Origin of the sequence: Streptomyces sp. NPDC079167, from assembly GCF_040686735.1 — a bacterium.
Classification (GTDB): domain Bacteria; phylum Actinomycetota; class Actinomycetes; order Streptomycetales; family Streptomycetaceae; genus Streptomyces.
The window spans coordinates 146,885-172,049 of record NZ_JBFBLO010000002.1 but is presented as its reverse complement, the minus strand read 5'-3'; the positions used below and the strand labels follow the sequence as shown (position 1 = coordinate 172,049).

The window sequence follows — 25,165 nt, the reverse complement described above, 5'->3', positions numbered from 1 at the left end:
GTAGCTCGGGCGGGAATCTCCACCGAATCTGTACGCCGCGCTTACGCAGACTCCGGGTGCGAAGGCATGACCGGACCGCGGTGGAGACGGTCGCCACCCGCCAGGATCGCCGCCGCGAGGGCGTCAGCCGCCTCCTGGGCGGTGTCCCTGCGGCGCCCGTGCAGCAGCACGAAGTCCACGTCCCCGAGCTCCGGCAGACCCGCCCGGGCCGGGACGGGCACGAGCCCCGGCGGGATGAGCCCCCGGGTGTGCGCCATCACCCCCAGACCGGCACGGGCCGCCGCCACGAGCGCGCTCAGGCTCGCACTCGTACACGCGAAGCGCCAGGACCTGCCGTGCTCCTCCAGCACCTCCAGGGCGCGTGCCCTGGTGATGCCGGGAGGCGGGAAGGCGATCAGCGGGAGAGGGCGCTCGGGATCGATCCGCAACTGCGGGGCGCCGATCCAGGCCAGGCTGTCCTGCCAGACCAGCTCCCCGTGGGTGTCCCCGATGCGGCGCTTGGCCAGCACCAGGTCGAGCCGGCCGGCCGCGAGCTGCCGGTGCAGCGCGCCGGACAGCTCCACGGTGAGCTCCAGCTCGACCTCGGGGTGCTCCCGCCGGAAGGACTCCAGGATCTCCGGGAGGCGGGTCAGTACGAAGTCCTCGGAGGCCCCGAAGCGCAGCCGTCCGCGCAGCCTCGTGCCGGTGAAGAAGGCCGCCGCACGCTCGTTGGCCTGCAGGATCGTCCGCGCGAAGCCCAGCATGGCCTCGCCGTCCTCGGTGAGGTCGACCCGGTGCGTGTCCCGGTCGAACAGCTGGCGGCCGGCCTCGGACTCCAGCCGGCGCACGTGCTGGCTGACCGTGGACTGCCGGACACCGAGCCGGCGTGCCGCCTGGGTGAAGCTCAGGGTCTGGGCGACGGCCAGGAAGGTGCGGAGCTGGACGGGGTCGTACATGGAGTGAGGCTATCGCGAATCATGATGACAGTCAGTTCGGTGTACGGGATTCCCGATCGCGGAGGACAGGAGCACGATGGGGAGGGCACGATTCCACCGAGAGAGCACGGAGCACATGAGCCGCCGCACCAGCCGCCGAATCCCCGCGCCGCCGTCCTGGCTTCCGGTCGACCCGTACATCCTGGCGCTGATCGGCACGGTGGTACTCGCGGCGCTGCTGCCCGTCTCGGGGACCGGCGCGGACGTGGCGGGCGGCGCGTCGACCGGAGCGGTGGCCCTCCTCTTCTTCCTCTACGGAGCGCGTCTCTCGACCGCCGAGGCGCTCGACGGCCTGAAGCACTGGCGACTCCACCTCACCGTCCTGGCCTGCACCTTCCTCCTGTTCCCGCTCCTCGGCCTGGCCAGCCACGGCCTGGTGCCGTACGTCCTGACCCCACAGCTCCAGGACGGCTTCCTCTTCCTGTGCCTGGTGCCCTCGACCATCCAGTCGTCGATCGCCTTCACCTCGATCGCCCGCGGCAACGTGCCGGCCGCCATCTGCGCCGGCTCCTTCTCCAGCATCGCCGGGATCGTGCTCACGCCGCTCCTGGCTGCCGCGCTGCTCGGCGGGGCCGGAGGCGGATTCTCCACGGACTCGCTGGTGAAGATCGTCCTACAGTTGCTGGTGCCCTTCCTCGCCGGGCAGCTGCTGCGCCGCTGGGTCGGCGGATTCATCAGCCGCCACCGCAAGGTGCTGGGGTACGTCGACCGGGGCTCGATCCTGCTCGTCGTCTACACGGCCTTCAGCGAGGGCATGGTCGCCGGCATCTGGCACCAGGTCACCCCGCTCCGGCTCGGCGCCCTGCTCGGCGCCGAGGCCGTGCTGCTGGCCCTCATGCTCACGGTGAGCTGGTACGGGGCGAAGCGGCTGGGCTTCGGGCGGGAGGACCGGATCGCCATCCAGTTCGCCGGGTCGAAGAAGAGCCTGGCGGCCGGCCTGCCGATGGCCAGCGTCCTGTTCGGTGCGCACGCCAGTCTCGCGGTGCTGCCGCTGATGCTCTTCCACCAGATGCAGCTGATGGTCTGCGCGGTGATCGCCAAGCGCCGCTCCCGCGACCCGCTGCCGGACGATGCCCCGATCAGGCCTGCTCCGGCCGAGGCGCTGAACTGACGTAGCGGTGAGGCGCGGTCACCCGACGGCCTCAGCGGGTCAGCGTCTCGAAGCCGGCATCGTCGCAGTACTTCACGACACGGCCTTCCGCCTCGGAGTCACCCTTGGTCATCGCCGCCACCGTCGCCTCCCCCAAGGTGCGGCCCCCGTCGACGCCCTCATCCTTCAGCGGTCGCATCGCGAGAAAGGCGTCCTGAGCCAGGGCCCCGACCTCGTCGTAGCCGGATGGGTCCGGCGTGTCCGGATCCGCCGCGTTCCGGGCCTTCTGCCACATCCCCAGCTGCGTGCAGTAGGTCTCCCGCTTCTCGGTCAGCCGCTGCTCGTCCACATCGTCGGACGAGGAACATCCCGCTGCCGCCGCCACCAGAGCGAGGACCGGGAGTGCCGTCTTCCACATGCGCACCGTGCTGCCCCCGGCTGTCGACTTCGCCGCACGGCGCTGTCACCCGCGACTCCTCGCAGGAGGATACCGGCGGGGCTGCCGACCGCCGCAGCGATCACTGACCACCGGACGTCAGACACCTACGAGAGGGCCTGGCCGCCTCGCCCCGGTCGAGGTGGTCGATCCGGGCGACCTGGCGGGGGTCGAGCGTGAAGTCGAACATCGCGGCGTTCTGGTGGATGCGGTGCGGGGAACTGGCTTTGGGCAGGACGATGTCGCCGCGTTGCGGGTGCCAGCGCAGGACGATCTGCGCCCGGGTGCGGTCCAGCTCCCGGGCCATCGCCTGGATCGCCGGGTCGTGCAACACGGAGCCGGCGCCGAGTGGTGACCAGGCCGCGACAGCGATGGTCCGCTCGGCGCAGTAGTGCCGCAGGGTGTTGTCGGCGAAGTGTGGGTGTGCCTCGATCTGGTTCACCGTCGGTGGCGGGCTGCCGTCGGCGAGGATGCGATCGAGCTGGGCCCGGTGGAAATTGGACACGCCTATCTCGGCCAGTCGGCCGTCGGCCTGGGCGGCTTGCAGGGCCTGCCACGTTCGCGGATAGCGTCCACGCCGCGGCATCGGCCAGTGGATCAGGTAGAGATCGACATGGGTGCCGAGCGCGTCGACGGTCGCGTCGATGGCCCTGCGGACGTCGTCGGCGTCGTCCGCGCCGAGGGGGAGCTTGCTGGTGATCCAGATGTCGTTGCGGGCCAGGCCGCAGCTCCGAACGGCGGCGCCGACGCCTGCTTCGTTGCGGTAGTAGCTCGCGGTGTCGATGTGCCGGTAGCCCGCTCGCAGCGCCTCGTGACGACCTGCTCGGTGTCACGGGGCGGGATCCGGTAGGTGCCGAATCCGAGCCGGGGGATGTGGTGCCCGCTGGGCACCGTGAGGGTGGGTTCCATGGGGTCTGTTCGCCGGAAGGGGCGGCGGCCGGGCATGACCCCGGCCGCCGCCAGGAGGTCAGGAGCGGTAACGGCCGCTGAGCACGTTCAGGACGTCGGCGTAGCGGCCTTCGGCCTCGGCGTTGCGCTGCCACTTGACGCGCTCGACCAGGATCTGCTCGGCCTCGGGGTCGGCTTCCAGCAGGCTCATCACCTCGTCGAGGAAGTCCTCGAGGGGCATGGCCACGTCGGAGTTCTGCTGGTTCATCAGCGTGGTCCGGGTGGCCGGCGGGACCAGCTCGATCACCTGGACGTTGCTCTTGAACAGCTGCACGCGCAGGCTTTCGGTGAAGGAGTGGATCGCGGCCTTCGTGGCGTTGTAGGTCGGCGTGGCCGGCAGCGGCACGTACGCCAGGCCGGAGCTGACCGTCATGACGGTTGCGGCGGGCCGGGCGAGCAGGCCGGGCAGGAACGCGTTGATCAGCCGGATCGGGCCGAGCAGGTTGACCTCGACGGTGCGCTCGGCGACGTCCAGCGACGCGGGGTCGCGAAGGTCCTCGGGCTCCATGATGCCGGCCATGGTGATGAGGGTGTCCAGGGCCGGGTAGCGGGTGGTGAGCTCGTCGCGGGCGGCGGTGATCGATGCCGGGTCGGTGGTGTCGATGGTTATCGTGCCGAGACCGGGGTGCTCGGCGGCGAGTCGCTGCAGCAGTTCGGTGCGCCGGCCGCCGACGATCACGGTGTTGCCCTTGTCCCGCAGGCGCAGAGCCAGGCCGAGACCGATGCCGGAGGTCGCGCCGGGGATGAAGATGGTGTTACCAGTGATGTTCACGAAAATCTTTCTGTTAATTCCGGGCACACGGAAGTGCCCGCTTTTTTCGTAGTGATGGGTGAAAGGCAGTGAGATTCAGGCGAACTTCTGATTCCCGAGTACGCCCAGGAGTGCCACCTGCTCGTGAGCGTTCGATCCAGGGCGCGGCCGGAAGATAATGAGGCGGTGACCGGTCGCCGGGCTCAGCACGACGTCACATTGCAGATCGAGTTCGCCGACCAGCGGGTGCCGGATGAGTTTGGGCGCCGACGTCAGCACCCCCACCTGTTGCTGCGCCCACAGGTCACCGAATTCGGTGCTGCGCTGGAGCAGGTCGGCCACCAGCCCTTGAGCGAACCGATCGCCCATCGAGCGCTGGGCGACACCGGCGCGCAGGTCAGCCGCGTAGGCCCGGCCGATGCGCTCGTGCTCGGCCGGATCATTGCTGTCCCGCGAGGCCGGGTCGGCGAACCAACGCCACGTGACGTTGGACTCGTAACCGGGCAACCCGGTCCAGACCCCCAGCAGGCTCTCCGCGGCGCGATTCTGCGCGACAACCGTGAGGAGGTCGTCGGCCACCTGGGCCGGCGTGTGCTCGAGCGCATCCAACAGGTAGAGCATCGCCGGGTCGACGTGGGCCAGTGGTGAGCGCGGCTCCGGCGGCTGCTGCCCGGCGAGGCGAAACAGGTAGTCCCGTTCGTCGCCGGTGAGCCGGATCGCGCGGGCCAGGCTGGCCAGCGCCGCCGCGGACGGGGAGCGTACCCTTCCCTGCTCCAGCCGGCCGTAGTAATCCGGCGACAGAGCCGCCAGGCTCGCGACTTCCTCCCGGCGCAGCCCGGGAGTGCGGCGCCGGCCACCACCGGCAAGACCCACATCCTCGGGCCGCAACCGTTCCCGCCGGTTCCGGAGGAACTCCCCGAGCCCTTTGTCATCCATGCCGACCTCCCTTCTTTCTGGCGTGCATCCAGCATCGCCGGAAGAAACCGGGGTAGGAAGGCCATGTTTACCCTAGGTGTCCCACACCCTGGCTACTGCCCGATCCGTGCCATAGGAATTAACGCAGTGAAGCTTTTCCATCATCGGTCTGAGCTGGCCGGATGCAAGGTGAGGACAGCCTGGACGAGGCAGGTGGTCCGGGCGTCCGGCTGGAGATGCAGCGCGAGGCCCACGAGGCCCGCAGCAACCCTCTGACCCATCTGCCCGGCAGTGGACCGAAACAGGGCTACGCAGCAGAGGTCGGCAGCGCTCCGATCTCGCCGACGCTTCGTGACATCAGGACGCAGGTCGCCAACCTGCCTCAGGCACAGGACGGTTACCGACTTCCTCCATCCTCGGACCAGGAGAAGAAGGAGTGGATCGCGGCGAACAAGGAGATCATTCAGGCTGCGGCGAGGAACTCCGGACTGCCTCCGGACATGGGCGCGGGCATCGCGTGGCAGGAGGTCGCAGGCCAGCCGGGGTACGCGGACGACGTGGTCGACACGATCCGTGAGCAGGCCGACGCACCCTGGGGGCTGAGCCCCATCTCGCCGGAGAATTTGCCGGACCGTCTCGGGGGCAGCCCCGATGAGACTTCCTTCGGTCCCATCGCGATCCAGGTCCGACGTGGTGCTGAGGTGCTCGGCTATGACCGGGACAACCTGACCGAACACCAGCGCGCCGTCGTGGAAGAGTCCCTACAGGACCCGGGACAGAATATTTTCATCGCGTCCGAATACCTGGCGCAACTCAAGGCGGAGAGTGAGTTCGCCAATGTTCCAGCGGCGAACATGACATCCGCCCAGTACCAAGAACTTGCCGCGCGGTACAACGGCGGTCCGTACTGGGAAGGGGACCAGGCCCAGGCGTACGGCCGGGGATGCAACAACGACCTCAAGAACGCCAGGGAAGCACTTCGCTGATGTCCGACCAGCTCGAAACCACACCCATGCATTGATGTGCTTTCTCGCCATCGCAGGCAGCGTGCTCGGGCTGCTCGTCACCATCGCCCCTCCCACCGTGCGGCGGGCCATGGGCCCCTGGTGGCTGGCGCCGCCGCTGATTCTCAGCGCGATCGCGGCGACACGATGGGTTTTGGGCGGTTGATGGCCGTCCGGAAGCCGCGTCCGTGCGTTCCAACGGAGCGGATTCGAGCCTCTACTGCCGGGCGCAGTCAGCTGCATGGCCAGTCCGGTACGCGCGCCCGACGCAAGCGGCCCTGCGCTGGCGGAGGTGTTCCCCGGATGGGCGCTGTGCCGTCATCCTGCGCCGTCCTCGGCCGGGCCGGTGTGTGGGGAGCCCCGTATGCCGGCGAGTCCGAGGCCGGTGCGGCTGCGGGCGTTGGCATCGGCGACGCGGGCGCTCAGCAGCTCGGCGGGGGCGAGTGGCCGCAGGCGGGCCGGGTCCGCGTCCCACTCGCGGCCACCGCCGAGCGGGCGTAGCTGGAGGCAGGGGCCTTCGTGGCCCGTCACCAGGCCCACCCGGCCGCTGTCGTTGTCGTGCACGACCGCCCCGACGCCGAGGGCACCGTCATCGGTCACTTGCCGCTCCGCTCCTGATCACCGCAGCGAGAGCATGTGCCACGGGGGCGGAGCAGACGCCGAGGTGGACGAGGGCGTAACGGGCCGGCCGTGCGTTGCCGTTGCCCTCCGTGTCCGGCCATGGAGTACGCACATCCATCGCGGGCAGTTGGATGCCGGCGCTGCTCAGCGCGGCGGCGAGGGAGTCGCGCGCATCGACGGCCTCCTGGATCTTGGCCGTCCTGCGGGGGAGGGGCGGCTTCGGCGGCGGCGGAGTCATGAGTGGCTTCCTTCGGTTGTTCCTTCGCGGAATCCTCTGCCTGCCCTCACACCCGGTACTACGGTGCGTGAGGGGATCGTTACGAGAATGACCTGGTCGGGGGCGTGACACACCGAGGGCGGGGCGTGCTTCCCCGGCGGTGAGTCACGTTCCACACGTTCCACGGAGGGCGAGATACCGACGAGGCGGGCGGTCACGGGCCGCAGCAGGGAACCACGCGCACGGTTCGCGGAAGAGCTACGGCGTCTGCGTACCGAGCGCGGCGACAGCCTGCGGCAGCTCGGCGAACGGCTGGGCTGGGACTGGTCGTTGTTCGGGAAGATGGAGAAGGGCGAGACGGTCGGCGGCCCCGAGGTCGTGGAGGCGCTCGACCAGTACTACGGCACGCCAGGGCTGCTGCTGGCCATGTGGGAGCTGGCGATCAGCGACCAGACGCAGTTCAAGGAGCGGTACCGGCGGTACATGGCCCTGGAGGCGGAGGCGACGAGCCTGTGGCACTTCGCTGTGAGCGTGCTGCCGGGGCTCCTGCAGACACCGGGGTACGCGCGGGAGTTGTTGGCGTCCGGCGGTTTCAGCGGGGAACGGTTGACGCAGCAGGTGGAGGCGCGGATGGGACGGCGGAGCCTGCTGGAGGGCGAAGAGGCGCCTCCGTTCCGGACGATCCTGTCGGAGGCGGCTCTCCGGACGGCATTGCGGAGTGCGAACGAGTGGCGGAACCAGCTCGAGTATCTGTCCGAGATGACGGAGCGGCCGAACCTGACGCTTCAAGTGCTGCCTCAGAGCGCGGGGTTGCATGGGTTGTCGAGTACCGACGTCTGGTTCCTGCGACTACCGGACAGCCGTACTGTGGCATACACGGAGCACGGATACGGAGGGGAACTCCACGAGGAAAGCGTCGTGGTGGAGCGCATGCAACGTGCGTACGATGCAACGCGTGACCTGGCGCTTTCCCCCGCCGAGTCGCAAAAATTCGTCTTGCGCATGTTGGAGGAACTGCCGTGCGATCCATCGACCTGAGCGCCGCGACCTGGCGCAAGAGCAGCCACAGTAACCAGGACGGTGGCGCGTGCGTAGAGGTCTCCGACGCCTTCACTGATGTTGTCCCGGTGCGCGACAGCAAGAACCCGCTCGGCCCGGTGCTTACATTCACGACGGACGGCTGGTCGTCGTTCGTGTCGGCTGTGAAGGACGGAGGAGTGGACGCCTGAACCGCCCACCGGCACAGGATTCAAGGCCTTGAAACCCCGGGTGCAGTTGGTCATCGGCATCGTCCGCCGAGGCGACGAGATCCTGCTCGTGCGGGAGAGTCTCGGTGCCGCCGGTGAGGTCCTCTGGTCGCTGCCCGGTGGCGGCGTCGAGGACGGTGAGCTCATGCACGAGGCCCTCCGGCGCGAGCTGCGGGAGGAGACCGGGCTGCTCGTGGGCGATCCGGTGCGGACCGCGTTCCTCATGCACATCGACTCGGAGCGTTATCCGTCGGCGCTGGCCGCCGCCTTCGAGATCGGCGAGTGGTCGGGGGACATCGCGCCGCAGGACGACGACATCGAGCAGGCCGCCTTCTTCCCCCTGCCCGACGCCCTGAAGCTGATCGGTGAGCTGGACAGTGCAACGCAGCGGGAGCCCATCGTCGGCTACCTGAGCGGGGAGGTCGCGCCCGGGACCACCTGGCTGTACCGCAACCGAGGCGGAGACGAGGCGCTCGTCGCACGCTGGTGACGCACGAGAGGGCCCGGCCGGCGCAGGGGGCGCTCCCCGTCGGCCGGACCCCTGCCCCGTGCAGCGGGCAGGGCCGGCTCAGCCCTGGCCCACCGTCGCCTCCAGGGCGATGCGGTGGTCACCCGCGTACACGTTCATGGACTGCCCCCGCAGGAAGCCGACGAGGGTCAGTCCGCTCTCGGCCGCGAGGTCCACAGCCAGCGACGACGGCGCCGAGACCGCCGCCAGCATCGGGATCCCCGCCATCACCGCCTTCTGCGCCAGTTCGAAGGACGCCCGCCCCGAGACCAGCAGAATCGCCTGCGAGAGCGGCAGGCGGTCGTCGGTGAGGGCGCGGCCCACGAGCTTGTCGACCGCGTTGTGGCGGCCCACGTCCTCCCGGATGTCGAGCAGCTCGCCCTCCGGGGAGAACAGCGCCGCGGCGTGCAGGCCCCCGGTCCGGTCGAACACCCGCTGTGCCTCGCGCAGCCGGTCGGGGAGGGCCGAGAGCAGCGCGGGCGTCACCCGGACCGGGGGAGTGTCTGAGACGGGATGGCGGGTCGTGGTGCGGACGGCGTCCAGGCTCGCTTTGCCGCAGAGCCCGCAGGACGAGGTCGTGTAGACGTTCCGCTCCAGCGTGATGTCGGGCACCACGACGCCGGGCGCGAGCTTCACGTCAACCACGTTGTACGTGTTCACCCCGTCGGCCGTCGCCCCCGCGCAGTACACGATCGACTGCACCTCGGAGCCCTCACCGATCACGCCCTCGCTCACCAGGAAGCCCGCCGCGAGCGCGAAGTCGTCGCCCGGCGTCCGCATCGTGATGGCGAGCGGCTTGCCGTTCAGCCGGATCTCCAGGGGCTCCTCCGCGACGAGGGTGTCGGGACGGGTCGTGACCGCCCCGTCCCGGATGCGGATGGTGCGGCGACGCTCGGTGACCCGTCCCATAGCCGTTAAACCCGATTCTGTACGTGTTGGTAGCCGAAACGGCCCTTGATACAGAGGTTGCCATGGGTCACCGGGTTGTCGTGCGGCGAGGTGACCTTGACGATCTCGTTCTCCTGCACGTGAAGGGTCACGTTGCACCCCACACCGCAGTAGGCGCAGACCGTCGTGGTCTGCGTCTGCGCCTCCTCGTCCCACGTCCCCGCCGCCCGCATGCCGAACTCCGTGCTGAACGAGAGTGCGCCGGTCGGGCACACCTCGATGCAGTTCCCGCAGAAGACACAGGCCGAGTCGGGAAGCGCGGCATCGTGCTCGGTGGAGATACGGGCGTCGAAACCGCGCCCCGCCACGGCGATGGCGAACGTGTTCTGCCACTGCTCCCCGCAGGCGTCGACGCACTTGTAGCAGAGGATGCATTTGTCGTAGTCGCGGACGTACAGCTCGTTGTCGATCTTCGGCTGTTCGTTCATCCGGGCGGCGTCCGCGCCGAAGCGCTCGGGCTTCGCCTCGTACTCCTTGATCCACTCCGCGGCGCGTGGCGTCGTGGACAGATCGGTCGACGACGCCAGCAGCTCCAGGACCACCTTGCGGCTGTGCCTGGCCCGCTCCGTGTCCGTGCGGACCGTCATGCCCGGCTCGGCGCGCCGGGAGCAGGCCGGGGCGAGCGTGCGGGAGCCCTCCACCTCGACCACGCACACCCGGCAGGCGTTCTTCGGGGTGAGCGTGTCGCCCTGGCACAGGGTCGGGACGTCCTTGCCGGCGGTCCGGCAGGCGTCCAGGATCGTGGACCCCTCCGGGACGCGGCTCTCCTCGCCGTCCAGCGTGAAGGAGACGAGACGGCGCGGCGGCTGAAGCGGCACAGTGGTCACTTGTAGACCCCCAGACGGTCGATGGCGGACTCCACGGCGTTCCACGCGGTCTGGCCGAGACCGCAGATCGAGGCGTCCCGCATGGCCTGCCCCACCTCTCTCATGAGCGCGATGTCCTCGGCGGCCTCGGCACCCGTACGGTCCGCGATCCGGTGCAGTGCCTCCTCCTGGCGGACCGTGCCCACCCGGCAGGGCACGCACTGGCCGCACGACTCGTCGCGGAAGAACTCCGCGATGCGCAGCAGCACCCGGGGAAGCTCCACCGAGTCGTCCAGGACCAGGACCACTCCGGAGCCGAGCGTCGTCCCCGCCGCGCGGGTGCCCTCGAAGGTCAGCGGGACGTCCAGCTCGTCGGGGCGTACGAAGCCACCGGCGGCTCCGCCGAGGAGCACGGCCCGCAGCCGCTCGGGCGGGCCCGCGAGGTCGAGCAGCTCCCGGAGGCCGGCGCCGAAGGGGAGCTCGTAGATGCCGGGGCGGGCCACCTGACCGGAGACGCAGAACAGCTTCGTCCCGGTGGACGTCTCCGTGCCGGTCGCGGCGTACGCGGCGGCGCCGTGCTCCAGGATCGGCAGCACGTTGACGAGCGTCTCGACGTTGTTGACCGCCGTCGGCTTGCCGAAGAGGCCCTTCTCCACCGGGAACGGCGGTTTGGAGCGCGGCTCGCCCCGCTGTCCCTCGATCGAGTTGAAGATCGCGGTCTCCTCGCCGCAGATGTACGCACCCGCGCCGCGCCGGATCTCGATGTCGAACGCGTACCCCTGCCCGAGGACGTCGGGGCCGAGCAGCCCGCGGGTGCGGGCGCTCGTCAGGGCGTGGCCGAGCCGTTCGTACGCGCGGGGGTACTCGCCGCGCAGGTAGATGTAGCCCTGGTGGGCCCCGATGGCGTAACCGGCGATGGTCATCGCCTCGACCAGGGCGTACGGATCGCCCTCCATGAGCACCCGGTCCTTGAAGGTGCCGGGCTCGCTCTCGTCCGCGTTGCACACCAGGTAGTGCGGGCCGTCGGCCTGCTGGGCGGTGGCCTGCCACTTGCGTCCGGTGGGGAAGGCGGCGCCGCCCCGGCCGACGAGTCCGGCGTCCAGCACCTCGCGGACCACCCCCGCCGGGCCGAGCGCGAACGCGCGGCGCAGTGCGGTGTAGCCCCCGGTGGAGCGGTAGTCGTCGAGCGAGGCGGGGTCCACTGTGCCGATCCGCTTGAGGAGCACGAGGGCGGGGTCGCCGGCCTGGGGGACGGCCGCGCCCGCCGAGGGCTCTTCCGGGGCGTCCAGGGGTGCGCGGATGGCGGCGACCAGCGCGGGTGCGGTGGCGGGGGCGACCACGGCGGAGCAGCGGGGGGCGCCTGCGGCGGGCTCTTCGGGGGCTCCGCCCCCGGGCCGGTCCGGATCCGTCCCCGCCTGGAGCAGCAGCGCCGCCGGGGCGCGTTCGCACAGGCCCAGGCAGGGGCTCTCCTGCCAGACCGCGCCCTCCGTCGGTGTGCCCGGGGCACCGAGGCGCTCGGTGAGGTCCGCGCGGACGGCCGCCGAGCCGCGGGCCGCGCAGGCCAGGTCCGTGCAGACGTGGAGCACCTTCGCCGGGCGGGGCCGCACCGAGAACATGGCGTAGAAGGTCGCGACGCCGTAGGCCTCGGCCGGGGCGACGGTGAGCCGCCGGCAGATGTAGTCCAGCGCGCCCTCGCTGATCCAGCCCACCCGGTCGTTCACGGCGTGCAGTGCGGGCAGCAGCTGGTCGCGGCGGTCCTTGGCCGCCGCCGCGCCGCCCCTCGCCCACCGGAGGTCCTCGTCCGTGCGCTCGGCGGCACCCTCCCAGCCGGACGGCGGCGGGCCCAACAGGGCGTCCACCGCTTCCCGTTCGGCGTCGGACGGGGCCGCGTCGGTGTACCTCAGGTCCATGCGGGCACCAGCTTCTCTATCCGTACGGCGGAGGCCTTGAATTCGGCGGTGCCGGCGATCGGGCAGTTCGCCTCGATGGTCAGCTGGTTGGTGTCGACCTCGTCGGGGAAGTGCATCGTCATGAAGGCCAGCCCGGGCCGGAGTCCGGGGTCGATCCAGACGGGTGCGGTGACGCTGCCCCGCCGGGACGAGACCCTTACCTCCTCGCCCACGGAGACGCCGTACGACTCGGCGTCCTCGGGGCACAGCTCGATGTACTCGCCCCGGCGCAAGGGCGACGCGTAACTCCCGCTCTGCACCCCCGTGTTGTACGAGTCCAAGCGCCGTCCGGTCGTCAGCCGCAGCGGGTAGGACTCGTCGGTGAGGTCGACCGGCGGGTCGTGCTGCACCAGCCCGAAGGGGGCTGCGGGGCCGCGCCGCTCCGGGTCGGTCTCCCAGAGCCGGGCGTGCAGGAAGCTCGACGGCAGTTTCTCCGTGTCGGGGCAGGGCCACTGAAGCCCCTGGTGCTCGGCCAGCCGCTCGTACGTCATCCCGAAGTGGTCGGGGGAGAGGGAGCGCAGCTCGTCCCAGACGGCCTCGGCATCCTCGAACTTCCAGTCATGGCCGAGCTGTCCGGCCATGGCGCAGATGATGTCGATGTCCTCGCGGGCCTCGCCCGGCGGCACCAGCGCGGCCCTGACCCGCTGCACACGCCGTTCGCTGTTCGTCGTGGTGCCGTCGGTCTCCGCCCAGGAGGCGGTGGCGGGCAGGACGACATCGGCCAGTTGGGCGGTCCTGGTCAGGAAGATGTCCTGCACCACCAGATGGTCGAGGGCCTCCAGCCGGCGCACCGCCTGGTCGCTGTCGGCCTCCGACTGCGCGGGGTTCTCCCCGATGCAGTACACCGCGCGCAGCTCACCGGTCTCCATGGCCTCGAACATCTGGGTGAGGGTCTTGCCGTACCGCGGCTGGATCACGGTGTCCCAGGAGCGCTCGAACTTCTGCCGGACGGGCGGGTCCAGGATGTCCTGGAAGCCGGGGAGTTTGTTGGGGATGGCGCCCATGTCGCCGCCGCCCTGCACGTTGTTCTGGCCGCGCAGGGGCTGGACCCCGGAGCCGTACCGCCCGACGTGGCCGGTGAGCAGGGAGAGGTTGATCAGCGCGCGGACGTTGTCGGTGCCGTTGTGGTGTTCGGTGATGCCCAGCGTCCAGCAGAGCTGGGCCCGTTCGGCGGTGGCGTAGGCGTGGGCGAGGTCCCGGATCGCCTCGGCCGGGACCCCGGTCACCTTCTCGGCGGCGGTCAGGGTCCAGGGCTCGACGAGTGCGGCGTACTCCTCGTACCCGCTGGTCGCGCGGTCGACGAAGGCCCGGTTCACCAGGCCCGCGTGGATGATCTCGCGGCCGATGGCGTGGGCGAGCGGGATGTCCGTGCCGACGTTGAGACCGAGCCAGCTCTCGGCCCATTCGGCGGTCGAGGTGCGGCGCGGGTCGACGGCGTGCATCCGGGCGCCGTTACGGATGCCCTTGAGCACGTGGTGGAAGAAGATCGGGTGCGCGAAACGGGCGTTGGAGCCCCACATCACGATCAGGTCGGTGTGCTCCACCTCCTCGTACGAGGACGTGCCGCCGCCGGACCCGAAGGCGGCCGAAAGGCCCGCGACGCTCGGTGCGTGGCAGGTGCGGTTGCAGGAGTCGACGTTGTTGGTGCCGATCACGACGCGGGTGAACTTCTGGGCCACGTAGTTCATCTCGTTGGTGGCCCTCGCGCAGGACAGCATCGCGAAGGCGTCGGGGCCGTGTGCCTCGCGGGTCTGCCGGAATCCGGCAGCCGCGCGGGCCAGTGCCTCGTCCCAGCTCGCCCGCCGCAGCACACCGTCATCGCCGCGGACGAGAGGGTGGGTGAGGCGTTCGTACGTCTTGGGCTGCCGGCCCTTCCGGCTCCGGCCGCCTGTGCGTTCGCTCTTCATGGTGCGCTCCCTGCCGGTGCCGAGGACGTGGTGGCGAGGAGATCCGCGAGCGCGTGCACGGCGCGCAGCGTCGGTACGGGCGTTCCGGCCAGCTCGGCCAGCTCGACGACGGCCGCGAGCAGCACGTCGAGTTCGAGGGGTCTGCCCTTCTCCAGGTCCTGGAGGGTGGATGTCTTGTGATCGCCGACGCGCTCGGCGCCCGCGATGCGCCGCTCCACGGAGATCTCGGGGCGGCAGCCGACGGCCGCCGCCACGTCGAGGGTTTCGCGCATCATCGACACCACGAGTGCGCGGGTGTCCGGATGGCGGCAGATCTGGCCCATGGTGGCGCGGGCCAGCGCGCTGATCGGGTTGAAGGAGATGTTGCCGAGCAGTTTGATCCAGATGTCGTTGCGCAGGTCGGACTCCACGGGGCACTTGAGTCCGCCCGCCACCATGGCCTCGCTGAAGTCCAGGCAGCGTCTGGACACCGTCCGGTCCGGCTCCCCGATGGAGAACCGGGTGCCTTCGAGGTGGCGTACGACGCCCGGCGCCTCGATCTCGGTGGCGGCGTAGACCACGCAGCCGATGGCGCGTTCGGGCGGCAGCGTGGCGCTCACCGAGCCCGCCGGGTCGACGCTGTGGAGCCGGCGGCCGGTGTACGGGCCCGCGAGGCCGTGGAAGTACCACCAGGGGATGCCGTTCTGGGCGGCTATCACCGCGGTGTCCCGGTGCATCAGCGGGTGGACCAGCGGTCCCGACACCGCGTACGAGTGGGCCTTGAGGCCGAGGAACACATAGTCGACGGGCCCGACCTCCGAGGGGTCGTCGGTGGCGGCGGGCCGTGCGGTGAAGTCTCCGCGCGGGCTGAGCACGCGCACTCCGTCGCGGCGCATGGCCGCCAGATGCGGGCCCCGGGCGATGAGATGGACGTCGGCGCCCGCGCGGTGGAGCGCGGCCCCGACATAGGCGCCGATTGCTCCGGCGCCGACAACTGCGACTTTCACGGGGCTCTCCGTTCGGTGAGAGGACCGAGCGAGGGTGTCAAGTCGACAGAATATTGTCTACAGTATGCCTTCGGGGAGGGTCAATACTCGTGACAGCGGGTGGCATGGCCCGCACGCGATTCCGGCAGGTACTCCGGAGTGTCCGCCAGAGTTCCCGGGGAGCTGTTCGAGACGCTCCAACCTCAGGCCTGTAATCCTGTGGGGTTAGGTGCCCTCGTACCGGTCGGTAGCAACCAAGACTGGATAGTTCCTGCCAAACGTAGCGAGGGGAACCCGTACATGACCGGCTCACGTGTCGTGGCGCTCGGCCACTACCAGCCTGCCAAGGTCCTCACCAACGACGATCTGGCGGCCATGGTCGACACGAGCGACGAGTGGATCACCAGTCGGGTGGGCATCAGGACCCGGCACGTGGGCGGGCCCGACGAACCCGTGGACGAACTCGCCGCCCACGCCGCCGCCAAGGCCCTCGCGTCGGCCGGACTCCTGCCGGCGGACATCGACATGGTCCTGGTCGCCACCTCCACGGCCATCGACCGGTCGCCGAGCATGTCTGCCCGGGTGGCCGCCCGCCTGGGCATGAGCTCGCCCGCCGTGATGGACATCAACGTGGTCTGCTCCGGGTTCACCCACGCGCTCGCCACGGCCGACCACGCCATCCGGGCCGGAGCCGCCACCCGCGCTCTCGTCATCGGCGCCGACAAGATGGGTGACATCGTCGACTGGACGGACCGTTCCACCTGCGTGCTGATGGGTGACGGCGCGGGCGCGGCCGTCGTCACCGCCGATCCCGACGGGGGCGACAGGCCTGGGATCGGCCCCGTCCTGTGGGGTTCCGTGCCGGAGATGGGCAACGCCGTACGGATCGAGGGCACGCCCCCGCGGTTCGCGCAGGAGGGGCAGTCCGTCTACCGCTGGGCCACCACGCAGCTGCCGCCGATCGCCCGCAAGGTCTGCGAGCGGGCCGGTGTCACGCCCGAGGACCTCGCCGCGGTGGTGCTGCACCAGGCGAACCTGAGGATCATCGAACCCGTCGCCCGGAAGATCGGGGCGGTCAACGCCGTCATCGCCCGGGACGTGGTGGATTCCGGCAACACTTCGGCCGCGTCGATCCCGATGGCGCTGTCCAAACTGGTCGAAAGGGGCGAGGTCGAGAGCGGTGCGCCGGCCCTGCTCTTCGGCTTCGGCGGGAATCTTTCGTACGCGGGTCAGGTGATCCGCTGCCCCTGAGGCCCCCGGCGTGGCATTGTGCTCGGTAGACTGTAGACGATAAGCAATGGCCCGGGCGCCCGGAGGGGGACCGCGATGTTGTCCGCAGGACTGCCGCAAGGAACGGTGCCGAAGTTGGAGCGGCCGGGACCGTTGCGCGAGCGCGTCTACGAGGCGCTCCTCGAGCTGATCACCACGCGCGCCCTCAGCCCCGGCCAGCACCTGGTCGAGAGTGAACTCGCGGGCCATCTCGGGGTGTCGCGCCAGCCTGTGCGCGAGGCGCTCCAGCGGCTGAACACCGAAGGCTGGGTCGATCTGCGCCCCGCTCAGGGCGCGTTCGTGCACGAACCCACGGAGGAGGAGGCGGATCAGCTGCTCTCGGTCCGTACCCTTCTGGAGGCGGAGGCCGCCCGGCTGGCCGCGGCCCACTCGGGGCGGCCGGGGATCGAGGCCCTGGAGGAGCTGTGCTCCCAGGGGGAGCGGGCCGTCGCCGCCGACGACGTGGACCTCGCCGTCGCCACGAACGCCGCGTTCCACGCCAAGGTGATGGAGCTGGCGGGCAATGTCGTCCTCTCCGAGCTCGCCGCCCAGGTGGACCGCAGGGTCCGCTGGTACTACACGCCGGTGGCCCGACAGCGCGGCACCCAGTCCTGGATCGAGCACCGGGAGCTGATCGCGGCGATCGCCTCCAGGGACGAGCAGCGGGCGACCGAGATCATGCGGGCGCACACCGAGCACACGCGTCAGACCTACCACCGGCGCGAACAGGGCTGATCGTCCGCTGTACGCGTGTACGGTCGCCTGACCGGAGGCCGGGGCAGAACGCCCCGGCCTTCTTCGTGTTCCGGCGTCCGTGTGGCCGCACCTTTGTCCTGAGTGTGGAGAAAGTTGGAGCGGATTCACGCGCAACTTCTTCCCACTCCGGTAAACCGCTGCTACGTTCCCCTCGAAAGCCCGACGGACTGGCCGATGTGGCGGGGAGGGACGCGTGAGACGTATGACGGCACGACCCGCGAACACGCACCAGGCGCGACTGCTCCGGCTGTTGCGCGACGGAGGGCCCAACTCCCGTGCACAGCTGGGCGATCAGGTCGATCTCTCACGCTCCAAGCTCGCCGTCGAGGTGGACCGTCTCCTGGAGACCGGACTCGTCGTGGCCGACGGGCTCGCCGCGTCACGCGGTGGGCGCCGCTCCCACAACATCCGGCTCGCACCGGGACTGCGCTTCCTCGGCGTCGACATCGGGGCCACGTCCATCGATGTGGCCGTCACCAACGCCGAGCTGGAGGTCCTCGGGCACCTCAACCATCCGATGGACGTACGCGAAGGACCCGTCGCGATCTTCGACCAGGTGCTGACGATGGCGGCGAAGCTCCGGGCCTCCGGGCTCGCCGAAGGCTTCGACGGCGCCGGCATCGGAGTACCGGGCCCCGTCCGCTTCCCCGAAGGCGTACCGGTCGCTCCGCCGATCATGCCGGGCTGGGACGGCTTCCCGGTCCGCGAGGCGCTCAGCCAGGAACTGGGCTGCCCCGTCATGGTGGACAACGACGTGAACCTGATGGCGCTGGGGGAGCAGCACGCGGGCGTCGCCCGTTCCGTGGGCGACTTCCTCTGCGTCAAGATCGGTACGGGCATCGGCTGCGGCATCGTGGTGGGCGGAGACGTCTACCGTGGCACAACGGGCAGCGCCGGCGACATCGGCCACATCCAGGTGGAACCGGACGGCCGCGCCTGCGCCTGCGGCAACAAGGGCTGCCTGGAAGCCCACTTCAGCGGCGCGGCACTCGCCCGCGACGCCGAGGACGCGGCCCGCGCCGGCCGGTCGCCGGAGCTGGCGGCCCGGCTGGAAGCGGCCGGAAAGCTCTCGGCCGTCGACGTGGCCGCCGCCGCCGCGGCCGGCGACCCCACTGCGCTCGACCTGATCCGCGAGGGCGGAAACCGGGTCGGTCAGGTCATCGCCGGACTCGTCAGCTTCTTCAACCCGGGCCTCGTCGTGATCGGCGGCGGGGTGACCGGGCTCGGCCACAACCTGCTGGCCAGTGTCCGCACCCAGGTCTACCGGCAGTCCCTGCCGCTGGCCACGGGCAACCTCCCCATCGTCCTCGGTGAGCTGGGGCCCGTCGCCGGAGTGACCGGCGCGGCCAGGCTCATCAGCGACCACCTGTTCTCGCCGGCCTGATGTCCGGGCCGGTGCGCCGTACGGCACACGTTCCAGGGTCACCTCCGTAAGCAGCCTGTTCCGAGCTCCGCCCGCAGGACCGCACAGCACGCGCACAGCAGTACCACCCAGCAGTTCCGTCAGCAGTACGGCACCGCCGGCACTGCCCCCTGCCCGCTCACCGGCCTTCCCCGGAATCTCGGACGCGTCCGAGCAGGGGAGAACCCACCCGCCGAGGGGATTCGTCATGGCACCAGAACCACCTCTGCTCACGATGTCCGGCATCACCAAGTCGTTCCCCGGTGTGCGCGCCCTCGACGGCGTGGACCTGGAGGTGCTGGCCGGTGAAGTCCACTGCCTCCTCGGCCAGAACGGCGCAGGAAAGTCCACCCTCATCAAGGTGCTGGCCGGGGCGCACCAGCCCGACGGCGGCGCGATCACCTGGCGCGGCGAACCCGTCCAGCTGTCCTCGCCGATCACCGCCATGCGACTGGGAATCGCCACCATCTACCAGGAACTCGACCTGGTGGAGGGCCTGTCGGTCGCGGAGAACGTCTTCCTCGGCCATGAACCGACCAGCGCGGGCTTCGTCGTCCGGACCCGGGAGGCCCGCACCACGGCCGCCGCACTCCTGAAGCGCCTCGGGCACCCGGAGATCGACCCGGCACGCCTGGTCGGCGACCTCTCCGCGGCCCACCAGCAGATCGTCTCCATGGCGCGGGCGCTCTCCCACGACGTACGGCTCATCGTGATGGACGAGCCCTCCGCGGCGCTGGACCCCGACGAGGTCGACAACCTCTTCCGCATCGTCGACGGCCTCACCGCCGACGGGGTCGCCGTCGTCTACATCTCGCACCGGCTGGAGGAGATCCGCCGCATCGGCGACCGGGTGACGGTGCTCAAGGACGGCAGAGCCGTGGCCGTCGGGCTGCCCGCCCACTCCACCCCCACGAACGACATCGTTGCCATGATGACCGGCCGCAACGTCGAATACGTCTTCCCCGAGCGGCCCGCCGCCGGCGCCCGGGCCACGGCCGAACCCGTACTGCGGGTCGAAGGGCTCAGCCGCAAGGGGGAGTTCGAGCCCGTCGACCTGGAGCTCAGGCCCGGCGAGATCGTCGGCCTGGCCGGCCTCGTCGGCTCCGGGCGCTCCGAGATCCTGGAGACCGTCTACGGCGCCCGTAAACCGACCGCCGGCCGTGTGCTCGTCGACGGAACACCGCTGCGCGCCGGCAGCGTCCGGGCCGCCGTGGCCGCCGGAATCGGCCTGGCCCCCGAGGAACGCAAGGCCCAGGCACTGCTGTTGACGGAATCGGTCACCCGCAACGTCTCGGTCTCCTCCCTCTCCCGCTTCGCCCGCGGAGGCTGGCTCGACCGGGGCGCCGAGCGCACCGCCGCCAGGACCGCGACCCGGGAACTCTCCCTGCGGCCCGACAACCCGGACGCCGCCGTCCGCACGCTCTCCGGCGGCAACCAGCAGAAGGCGGTCCTGGCCCGCTGGCTGCTGCGCGGCTGCCGGGTCCTGCTGCTCGACGAACCGACCCGCGGCGTCGACGTCGGCGCCCGCGCCGAGCTCTACGCCGTGATCCGCCGGCTGGCCGACGAAGGCCTCGCCGTACTGCTCGTCTCCAGCGAAGTGCCCGAAGTGCTGGGCCTCGCCGACCGGGTGCTGGTGCTCCGGGAGGGCCGTGTCGTGCACACGGCCGATGCCAGGGAGCTCGACGAGCACCGTGTCCTCGACCTCGTCATGGAAGGGAGCCCGACGTCATGACTCAGCCCGCACCGTCGGCGCAGCACCAAGGGCCCGAGAAGGGGGCCGCGACCGGCCCCGTGACCGCGCCGCCCTCGAAGCAGGGCGGTGGCCTGCGCGCACTCGGCCTGCGAGCCGATGTCCGTAACCTGTCGCTGCTCGGCGTACTCGCCGTCCTGGCACTCGTCGGCGGTCTCACCGAACCCGACGCGTTCCTGGACACCGGGAACCTCCAGCTGATCCTGACGCAGGCCTCCGTCATCGGGGTCGTCACGGTCGGGGTGACCCTCGTCATCATCGGCGGCGGCATCGACCTCTCGGTCGGGGCGATGGTGGCCCTCGCCTCCGTCTGGGCGACGACGCTCGCCACCCAGGACTTCGGCTTCGCCGGGATCCTCTTCACCGCCGTGGTCGTCGGTCTCGCCGCCGGGCTCGTCAACGGGGTCCTCATCGCCTACGGGCGCATGGTCCCCTTCATCGCGACGCTCGCCATGCTCGCGTCGGCCCGTGGCCTCGCCCTGCTGATCACCGACGGCAAGACACAGATCGTCACCGTCCAGTCCGTCCTCGACCTGGGCCTGCCCGATTCCTACGTCCTGGGCATCCCGCCGCTGGTCCTCGTCTTCGCCGCGGTCACCGTCATCGGCTGGCTCATCCTGAACCGCACCACGTTCGGACGCCGTACGGTCGCCATCGGAGGCAACGCGGAGGCGGCCAGGCTCGCCGGCATCGACGTACGCCGCCAGCGGCTCTACCTCTATCTGCTCTCCGGCGTGTGCTGCGGGATCGCAGCCTTCATGCTGATCATCCTGTCCGGCTCGGGACAGAACACCAACGGCAACCTGTACGAGCTCGACGCCATCGCAGCCGCGATCATCGGGGGCACCCTGCTGAGCGGTGGCCGGGGCACCATCGTCGGCTCCGTGCTCGGGGTCCTCGTCTTCACCACGATCACCAACATCTTCGCTCTGAACAACCTGCAGAGCGACGTCCAGCAGATCGCCAAGGGCGCCATCATCGTCGCCGCCGTCCTCGTCCAGCACCGCACACTGCGCGGCGGCGAGACCTGATCCTCGCCGGTCCGGCCGAGCACCGAGAGCACCCACCCGCAGTTCCGTACGTATCGCACCGGATGAAGGGTTCGACAGCCATGCCAGAAACCAGCCGCAGAGGACTGCTCTTCGGCACCGCGGCCGTCTCCGCGGGAGCCTTCCTCACCGCCTGCACCAGCAACGAGCCCAAGGAGGCGGCGGCCGCGCAGAGCGACCAGCCCGCAGCCGACGACAAGCCCGGCAAGCCCGTCACCATCGGATTCGCCGGACCCCAGGCCGACCACGGATGGCTCAACGCCATCAACGTCCAGGCCAAGGGGCGGGCGGAGAAGTACTCCGAGGTGACCCTGGAGATCACCGAGGGCTCCAACGACACCGCCGCCCAGATCGGGCAGGTCAAGACCCTCATCAACAAGAAGGTTGACGTCCTCGTCGTCCTCCCCGCCGACGGCAAGGCACTCACCCAGGTCGGCCTTGAAGCGATGAAGGCCGGCATCCCGGTCGTCAACCTGGACCGCATCTTCGCCTCGCCGCAGGCCTACCGCTGCTGGGTCGGCGGCGACAACTACGGCATGGGCCTCAACGCCGGGCACTACATCGGCGAACAGCTCAAGGACAAGGCGAACGCCAAGGTCGTCGAGCTCGCCGGTGTCGACAACCTGGAACTCACCAAGCAGCGGAGCCAGGGCTTCGCCGACGCGCTGAAGAACTACTCCAACATCGAGCTGGTGGCCCGTCAGGCCGCCGACTTCACCGTGGAGTCGGGCCAGGCCAAGATGGCACAGCTCCTCCAGGCGCAGAAGCAGTTCGACGCGCTGTGGAACCACGACGACGACCAGGGCGTGGGCGCACTGCGGGCCATCCAGCAGGCCGGACGTGACGAGTTCATCATGGTCGGCGGCGCGGGCGCCAAGTCCGCGATGGACGCCATCAAGGCCGACGACGGCGTACTGAAGGCCACCGTGCTCTACCCGCCCACGATGGCGGCCTCCGCGATCGACCTGGCGCGCGCACTCGGCCAGAACAAGGGCATCGCCGGCCTCTCCGAGATGGAGATCCCGACCTCGCTGACCCTGTACTCGGCCGTGGTCACGAAGGACAACGTCGACCAGTACCTGCCGACGGGCTTCAGCTGATCCCGCACCGCCGCAGCCACCGAACCACCGACGAGGAGGAAGCCCGCATGGCCCGCAGGGAAGAAACGGAGCAGGAGACCGAGGGACCGCCGCCGACGGCGACGCTCGGTGTCGGCATGGTCGGATACGCGTTCATGGGCGCCGCCCACTCCCAGGGTTGGCGCACCGCGGGACATGTATTCGACCTGCCGGTGAGACCCGCTCTCGCCGCGATCTGCGGGCGCGACCGGACGGCGGTCGAGGCCGCCGCCGCCCGGCACGGGTGGGCTGCGGCGGAGACCGACTGGCGCGCCCTGATCGCCCGGGACGACGTGCAGCTGGTCGACATCTGCACGCCCGGCGACAGCCACGCCGAGATCGCCATCGCCGCCCTGGAGGCCGGCAAGCACGTCCTCTGCGAGAAGCCGCTCGCCAACACGGTCGCCGAGGCGGAAGCCATGGCGCAGGCCGCCGAACGCGCGGCGGCCCGCGGCCAGGTGGCGATCGTGGGCTTCAACTACCGCAAGGTGCCGGCCCTCACCTACGCCCGCCGGATGATCGAGGAGGGCAGGCTGGGCGCCCTGCGGCACGTACGGGCCACCTACCTCCAGGACTGGCTCGTCGACCCGGAGTCACCGCTCACCTGGCGGCTGGACCGCGAGCGCGCCGGATCCGGCGCACTGGGCGACCTCGGGGCGCACATCGTCGACCTCGCCCAGTACCTGGCCGGGGAGACGCTGGTCGGGGTGTCGGCGATGAGCGAGACCTTCGTACGCGAGAGGCCCGTGCTCGCCGGGGCCGCCGCCGGGCTCTCCGGGGTCGGTGACATCACCGCGCGGGGGGCGGTCACCGTCGACGACGCGACCCTCTTCACGGGGCGGCTGGCTTCGGGGGCCCTGGCCTCCTTCGAGGCCACCAGGATGGCCGCCGGGCGCAAGAACGCCCTGCGTCTGGAGATCAACGGAGAGCTCGGGTCGATCGCCTTCGACCTCGAACGGCTCAACGAGCTCTCCTTCCACGACCAGACCGAGCCCGCCACCAGCGCCGGCTTCCGCCGGATCCTCGTCACCGAACCCCAGCATCCCTACCTGGAGGCGTGGTGGCCGCCGGGCCACGGTCTGGGCTACGAGCACACCTTCGTCCACCAGGCCCATGACGTGGTGCGCACCATCACCGAGGGCCGCGCCCCCGTGCCGTCGTTCGCCGACGGGCTCCAGGTGCAACGGGTGCTCGCCGCCGTCGAGGAGAGCGCCGCGAAGAACTCCGTCTACACCCCGGTCCCCTTCTAGGAGAGGTTGTGCGCATGCCCCGTCCCTTCACTCTCTTCACCGGCCAGTGGGCCGACCTGCCGCTGGAGGAGGTCTGCCGGCACGCCCGGGACTTCGGTTACGACGGGCTCGAACTCGCCTGCTGGGGCGATCACTTCGAGGTGGAGAAGGCGCTTTCGGACCCCGGTTACCTCGACGGCCGGCGACAGCTCCTCGACAAGTACGGCCTCAAGTGCTGGGCGATCTCGAACCACTTGGTGGGCCAGGCGGTCTGCGACAACCCGATCGACGAACGCCACCAGGGGATCCTGCCCGCCCGTATCTGGGGGGACGGGGAGCCCGAAGGCGTCCGGCAGCGGGCCGCCGAGGAGATCAAGAACACCGCCCGTGCGGCGGCCGCCTTCGGCGTCGACACCGTCATCGGCTTCACCGGGTCCTCGATCTGGCACCTGGTGGCCATGTTCCCGCCGGTCCCGCCGCACATGATCGAACGCGGCTACGAGGACTTCGCGGAACGGTGGAACCCGATCCTGGACGTCTTCGACGCCGAGGGGGTGCGCTTCGCCCACGAGGTGCACCCGAGCGAGATCGCGTACGACTACTGGACCACGCACCGCGCCCTGGAGGCCGTGGGCCACCGGCCCGCGTTCGGGCTGAACTTCGACCCGAGCCACTTCGTGTGGCAGGACCTGGACCCGGTCGGCTTCCTGTACGACTTCCGCGACCGGATCTACCACGTGGACTGCAAGGAGGCCCGCAAGCGCCTCGACGGCCGCAACGGGCGCCTCGGCTCCCACCTGCCCTGGGGCGATCCGCGGCGCGGCTGGGACTTCGTCTCGGCGGGTCACGGGGACGTGCCCTGGGAGGACGTCTTCCGGATGCTGCGGTCCATCGGCTACGAGGGGCCGGTCTCGGTGGAGTGGGAGGACGCCGGCATGGACCGGCTGACGGGGGCGCCCGAGGCGCTGGCGTCGCTGAAGCGGTTCGACTTCGACCCGCCGAGCGCGTCGTTCGACGCGGCGTTCGGCGGGGGCGAGTAGGTCGGGCAGGGCAGGGCGGGGCCCTTTTCCGGGGGCTCCGCCCCCGGGCCCCCGCGCCTCAAACGCCGGCGCGGCTTGATTGCGGGGCACCGCCCCGGGGCAATCTCGCATGCCCGGACACTCCTTTGTCCTGCCGCAGGTAAAAGCTGAACCGACCTCCTGCGCAAGGGCTTTCCGTACGGGACGAACACAGCTACCGTCCCCTACGTGTACACGACATGACTCGCGTCACCGGGGCCCCGTACGGAGCCCCGGAGGCGAGCGCG

At 70.4% G+C, this 25,165-nt stretch carries 25 protein-coding genes; 13 read left to right on the top strand and 12 right to left on the bottom strand.

From position 1 onward, the window contains the following. Positions 1 to 41: 41 nt before the first annotated feature. Positions 42 to 935: a LysR substrate-binding domain-containing protein gene (locus AB0P41_RS04985; protein WP_356713410.1), complete on the bottom strand. Its 894-nt coding sequence runs from the start codon at positions 933 to 935 to the stop codon at positions 42 to 44. A 115-nt stretch (positions 936 to 1,050) separates the two neighbouring features. Between AB0P41_RS04985 and AB0P41_RS04980 the strand changes: the two genes are divergently transcribed. Further along, on the top strand, positions 1,051 to 2,085 hold the full coding sequence (locus AB0P41_RS04980; RefSeq protein WP_356713408.1) for a bile acid:sodium symporter family protein: 1,035 nt from the start codon (positions 1,051 to 1,053) through the stop codon (positions 2,083 to 2,085). A gap of 31 nt (positions 2,086 to 2,116) precedes the next feature. On the opposite strand, the gene AB0P41_RS04975 is transcribed toward AB0P41_RS04980, so the two are convergent. The 4 genes from AB0P41_RS04975 to AB0P41_RS04960 form a co-directional block, all read right to left on the bottom strand. Further along, complete coding sequence (locus tag AB0P41_RS04975; RefSeq protein ID WP_365930130.1) at positions 2,117 to 2,482, bottom strand: hypothetical protein; 366 nt, start codon at positions 2,480 to 2,482, stop codon at positions 2,117 to 2,119. 100 nt (positions 2,483 to 2,582) lie between these two features. Continuing rightward, positions 2,583 to 3,305: an aldo/keto reductase gene (locus tag AB0P41_RS04970; protein WP_365930735.1), complete on the bottom strand. Its 723-nt coding sequence runs from the start codon at positions 3,303 to 3,305 to the stop codon at positions 2,583 to 2,585. 162 nt (positions 3,306 to 3,467) lie between these two features. Next, positions 3,468 to 4,220 (bottom strand): SDR family NAD(P)-dependent oxidoreductase, encoded by a 753-nt coding sequence (locus AB0P41_RS04965; protein ID WP_365930129.1) that lies wholly within the window; start codon positions 4,218 to 4,220, stop codon positions 3,468 to 3,470. A 75-nt stretch (positions 4,221 to 4,295) separates the two neighbouring features. Further along, a complete protein-coding gene (locus AB0P41_RS04960; RefSeq protein ID WP_365930127.1) occupies positions 4,296 to 5,135 on the bottom strand; it encodes a helix-turn-helix transcriptional regulator in 840 nt (279 codons plus the stop codon). A gap of 161 nt (positions 5,136 to 5,296) precedes the next feature. On the opposite strand from AB0P41_RS04960, the gene AB0P41_RS04955 reads away from it, so the two are divergent. Beyond that, positions 5,297 to 6,100 carry a hypothetical protein gene (locus tag AB0P41_RS04955; RefSeq protein WP_365930125.1) on the top strand — a complete coding sequence of 268 codons (804 nt, stop codon included), beginning with the start codon at positions 5,297 to 5,299 and terminating at the stop codon, positions 6,098 to 6,100. A 336-nt stretch (positions 6,101 to 6,436) separates the two neighbouring features. Here the strand turns inward: AB0P41_RS04955 and AB0P41_RS04950 are convergent, their stop codons facing one another. Then, positions 6,437 to 6,718, bottom strand: coding sequence for a hypothetical protein (locus AB0P41_RS04950; RefSeq protein ID WP_365930123.1), 282 nt, complete (start codon positions 6,716 to 6,718; stop codon positions 6,437 to 6,439). Then, positions 6,708 to 6,977 carry a hypothetical protein gene (locus AB0P41_RS04945; protein WP_365930121.1) on the bottom strand — a complete coding sequence of 90 codons (270 nt, stop codon included), beginning with the start codon at positions 6,975 to 6,977 and terminating at the stop codon, positions 6,708 to 6,710. The genes AB0P41_RS04950 and AB0P41_RS04945 overlap by 11 nt, the downstream gene beginning before the upstream one ends. Before the next feature lie 174 nt (positions 6,978 to 7,151). On the opposite strand from AB0P41_RS04945, the gene AB0P41_RS04940 reads away from it, so the two are divergent. From AB0P41_RS04940 to AB0P41_RS04930, 3 genes are read left to right on the top strand one after another with little or no spacing between them, the layout of a single operon-like run. Continuing rightward, positions 7,152 to 7,994: a helix-turn-helix transcriptional regulator gene (locus tag AB0P41_RS04940; RefSeq protein ID WP_365930733.1), complete on the top strand. Its 843-nt coding sequence runs from the start codon at positions 7,152 to 7,154 to the stop codon at positions 7,992 to 7,994. Then, positions 7,976 to 8,185 (top strand): DUF397 domain-containing protein, encoded by a 210-nt coding sequence (locus AB0P41_RS04935; protein WP_365930120.1) that lies wholly within the window; start codon positions 7,976 to 7,978, stop codon positions 8,183 to 8,185. Before AB0P41_RS04940 ends, AB0P41_RS04935 begins: the two co-directional genes overlap by 19 nt. 28 nt (positions 8,186 to 8,213) lie before the next feature. Continuing rightward, positions 8,214 to 8,693: an NUDIX hydrolase gene (locus AB0P41_RS04930; protein WP_365930118.1), complete on the top strand. Its 480-nt coding sequence runs from the start codon at positions 8,214 to 8,216 to the stop codon at positions 8,691 to 8,693. Positions 8,694 to 8,771: 78 nt separating this feature from the next. Here AB0P41_RS04930 and fdhD read toward each other — a convergent pair whose 3' ends face one another. The 5 genes from fdhD to AB0P41_RS04905 are packed head-to-tail and all read right to left on the bottom strand — an operon-like array spanning position 8,772 to position 15,361. Beyond that, on the bottom strand, positions 8,772 to 9,620 hold the full coding sequence (gene fdhD / locus AB0P41_RS04925; protein ID WP_365930116.1) for a formate dehydrogenase accessory sulfurtransferase FdhD: 849 nt from the start codon (positions 9,618 to 9,620) through the stop codon (positions 8,772 to 8,774). A gap of 5 nt (positions 9,621 to 9,625) precedes the next feature. Then, the gene (locus AB0P41_RS04920) at positions 9,626 to 10,486 is read right to left on the bottom strand and encodes a 2Fe-2S iron-sulfur cluster-binding protein (protein WP_365930114.1); all 861 of its coding nucleotides are present in this window, start codon (positions 10,484 to 10,486) and stop codon (positions 9,626 to 9,628) included. Continuing rightward, on the bottom strand, positions 10,483 to 12,375 hold the full coding sequence (locus AB0P41_RS04915; protein ID WP_356713386.1) for an NAD(P)H-dependent oxidoreductase subunit E: 1,893 nt from the start codon (positions 12,373 to 12,375) through the stop codon (positions 10,483 to 10,485). The genes AB0P41_RS04920 and AB0P41_RS04915 overlap by 4 nt, the downstream gene beginning before the upstream one ends. Then, on the bottom strand, positions 12,366 to 14,321 hold the full coding sequence (locus tag AB0P41_RS04910) for a molybdopterin-dependent oxidoreductase (RefSeq protein WP_356713384.1): 1,956 nt from the start codon (positions 14,319 to 14,321) through the stop codon (positions 12,366 to 12,368). Before AB0P41_RS04910 ends, AB0P41_RS04915 begins: the two co-directional genes overlap by 10 nt. After that, positions 14,318 to 15,361: a 2-dehydropantoate 2-reductase gene (locus AB0P41_RS04905; RefSeq protein WP_356713514.1), complete on the bottom strand. Its 1,044-nt coding sequence runs from the start codon at positions 15,359 to 15,361 to the stop codon at positions 14,318 to 14,320. The genes AB0P41_RS04910 and AB0P41_RS04905 overlap by 4 nt, the downstream gene beginning before the upstream one ends. Before the next feature lie 225 nt (positions 15,362 to 15,586). Between AB0P41_RS04905 and AB0P41_RS04900 the strand changes: the two genes are divergently transcribed. From AB0P41_RS04900 to AB0P41_RS04865, 8 genes are all read left to right on the top strand, one after another. Further along, positions 15,587 to 16,537 carry a beta-ketoacyl-ACP synthase III gene (locus tag AB0P41_RS04900; protein ID WP_356713382.1) on the top strand — a complete coding sequence of 317 codons (951 nt, stop codon included), beginning with the start codon at positions 15,587 to 15,589 and terminating at the stop codon, positions 16,535 to 16,537. Between the two features lie 75 nt (positions 16,538 to 16,612). After that, positions 16,613 to 17,290, top strand: a complete 678-nt coding sequence (locus tag AB0P41_RS04895; protein ID WP_356713380.1) for a GntR family transcriptional regulator — start codon at positions 16,613 to 16,615, stop codon at positions 17,288 to 17,290. A 223-nt stretch (positions 17,291 to 17,513) separates the two neighbouring features. Beyond that, on the top strand, positions 17,514 to 18,695 hold the full coding sequence (locus AB0P41_RS04890; protein WP_356713378.1) for an ROK family transcriptional regulator: 1,182 nt from the start codon (positions 17,514 to 17,516) through the stop codon (positions 18,693 to 18,695). Between the two features lie 226 nt (positions 18,696 to 18,921). Beyond that, positions 18,922 to 20,445: a sugar ABC transporter ATP-binding protein gene (locus AB0P41_RS04885; protein WP_356713376.1), complete on the top strand. Its 1,524-nt coding sequence runs from the start codon at positions 18,922 to 18,924 to the stop codon at positions 20,443 to 20,445. Beyond that, positions 20,442 to 21,494 carry an ABC transporter permease gene (locus tag AB0P41_RS04880; protein ID WP_356713374.1) on the top strand — a complete coding sequence of 351 codons (1,053 nt, stop codon included), beginning with the start codon at positions 20,442 to 20,444 and terminating at the stop codon, positions 21,492 to 21,494. Before AB0P41_RS04885 ends, AB0P41_RS04880 begins: the two co-directional genes overlap by 4 nt. Before the next feature lie 80 nt (positions 21,495 to 21,574). Next, positions 21,575 to 22,612 (top strand): substrate-binding domain-containing protein, encoded by a 1,038-nt coding sequence (locus AB0P41_RS04875; protein ID WP_356713372.1) that lies wholly within the window; start codon positions 21,575 to 21,577, stop codon positions 22,610 to 22,612. A gap of 47 nt (positions 22,613 to 22,659) precedes the next feature. Further along, positions 22,660 to 23,880, top strand: coding sequence for a Gfo/Idh/MocA family oxidoreductase (locus tag AB0P41_RS04870; protein WP_356713370.1), 1,221 nt, complete (start codon positions 22,660 to 22,662; stop codon positions 23,878 to 23,880). Positions 23,881 to 23,894: 14 nt separating this feature from the next. After that, complete coding sequence (locus tag AB0P41_RS04865; protein WP_365930110.1) at positions 23,895 to 24,899, top strand: sugar phosphate isomerase/epimerase family protein; 1,005 nt, start codon at positions 23,895 to 23,897, stop codon at positions 24,897 to 24,899. Positions 24,900 to 25,165 lie beyond the last annotated feature (266 nt).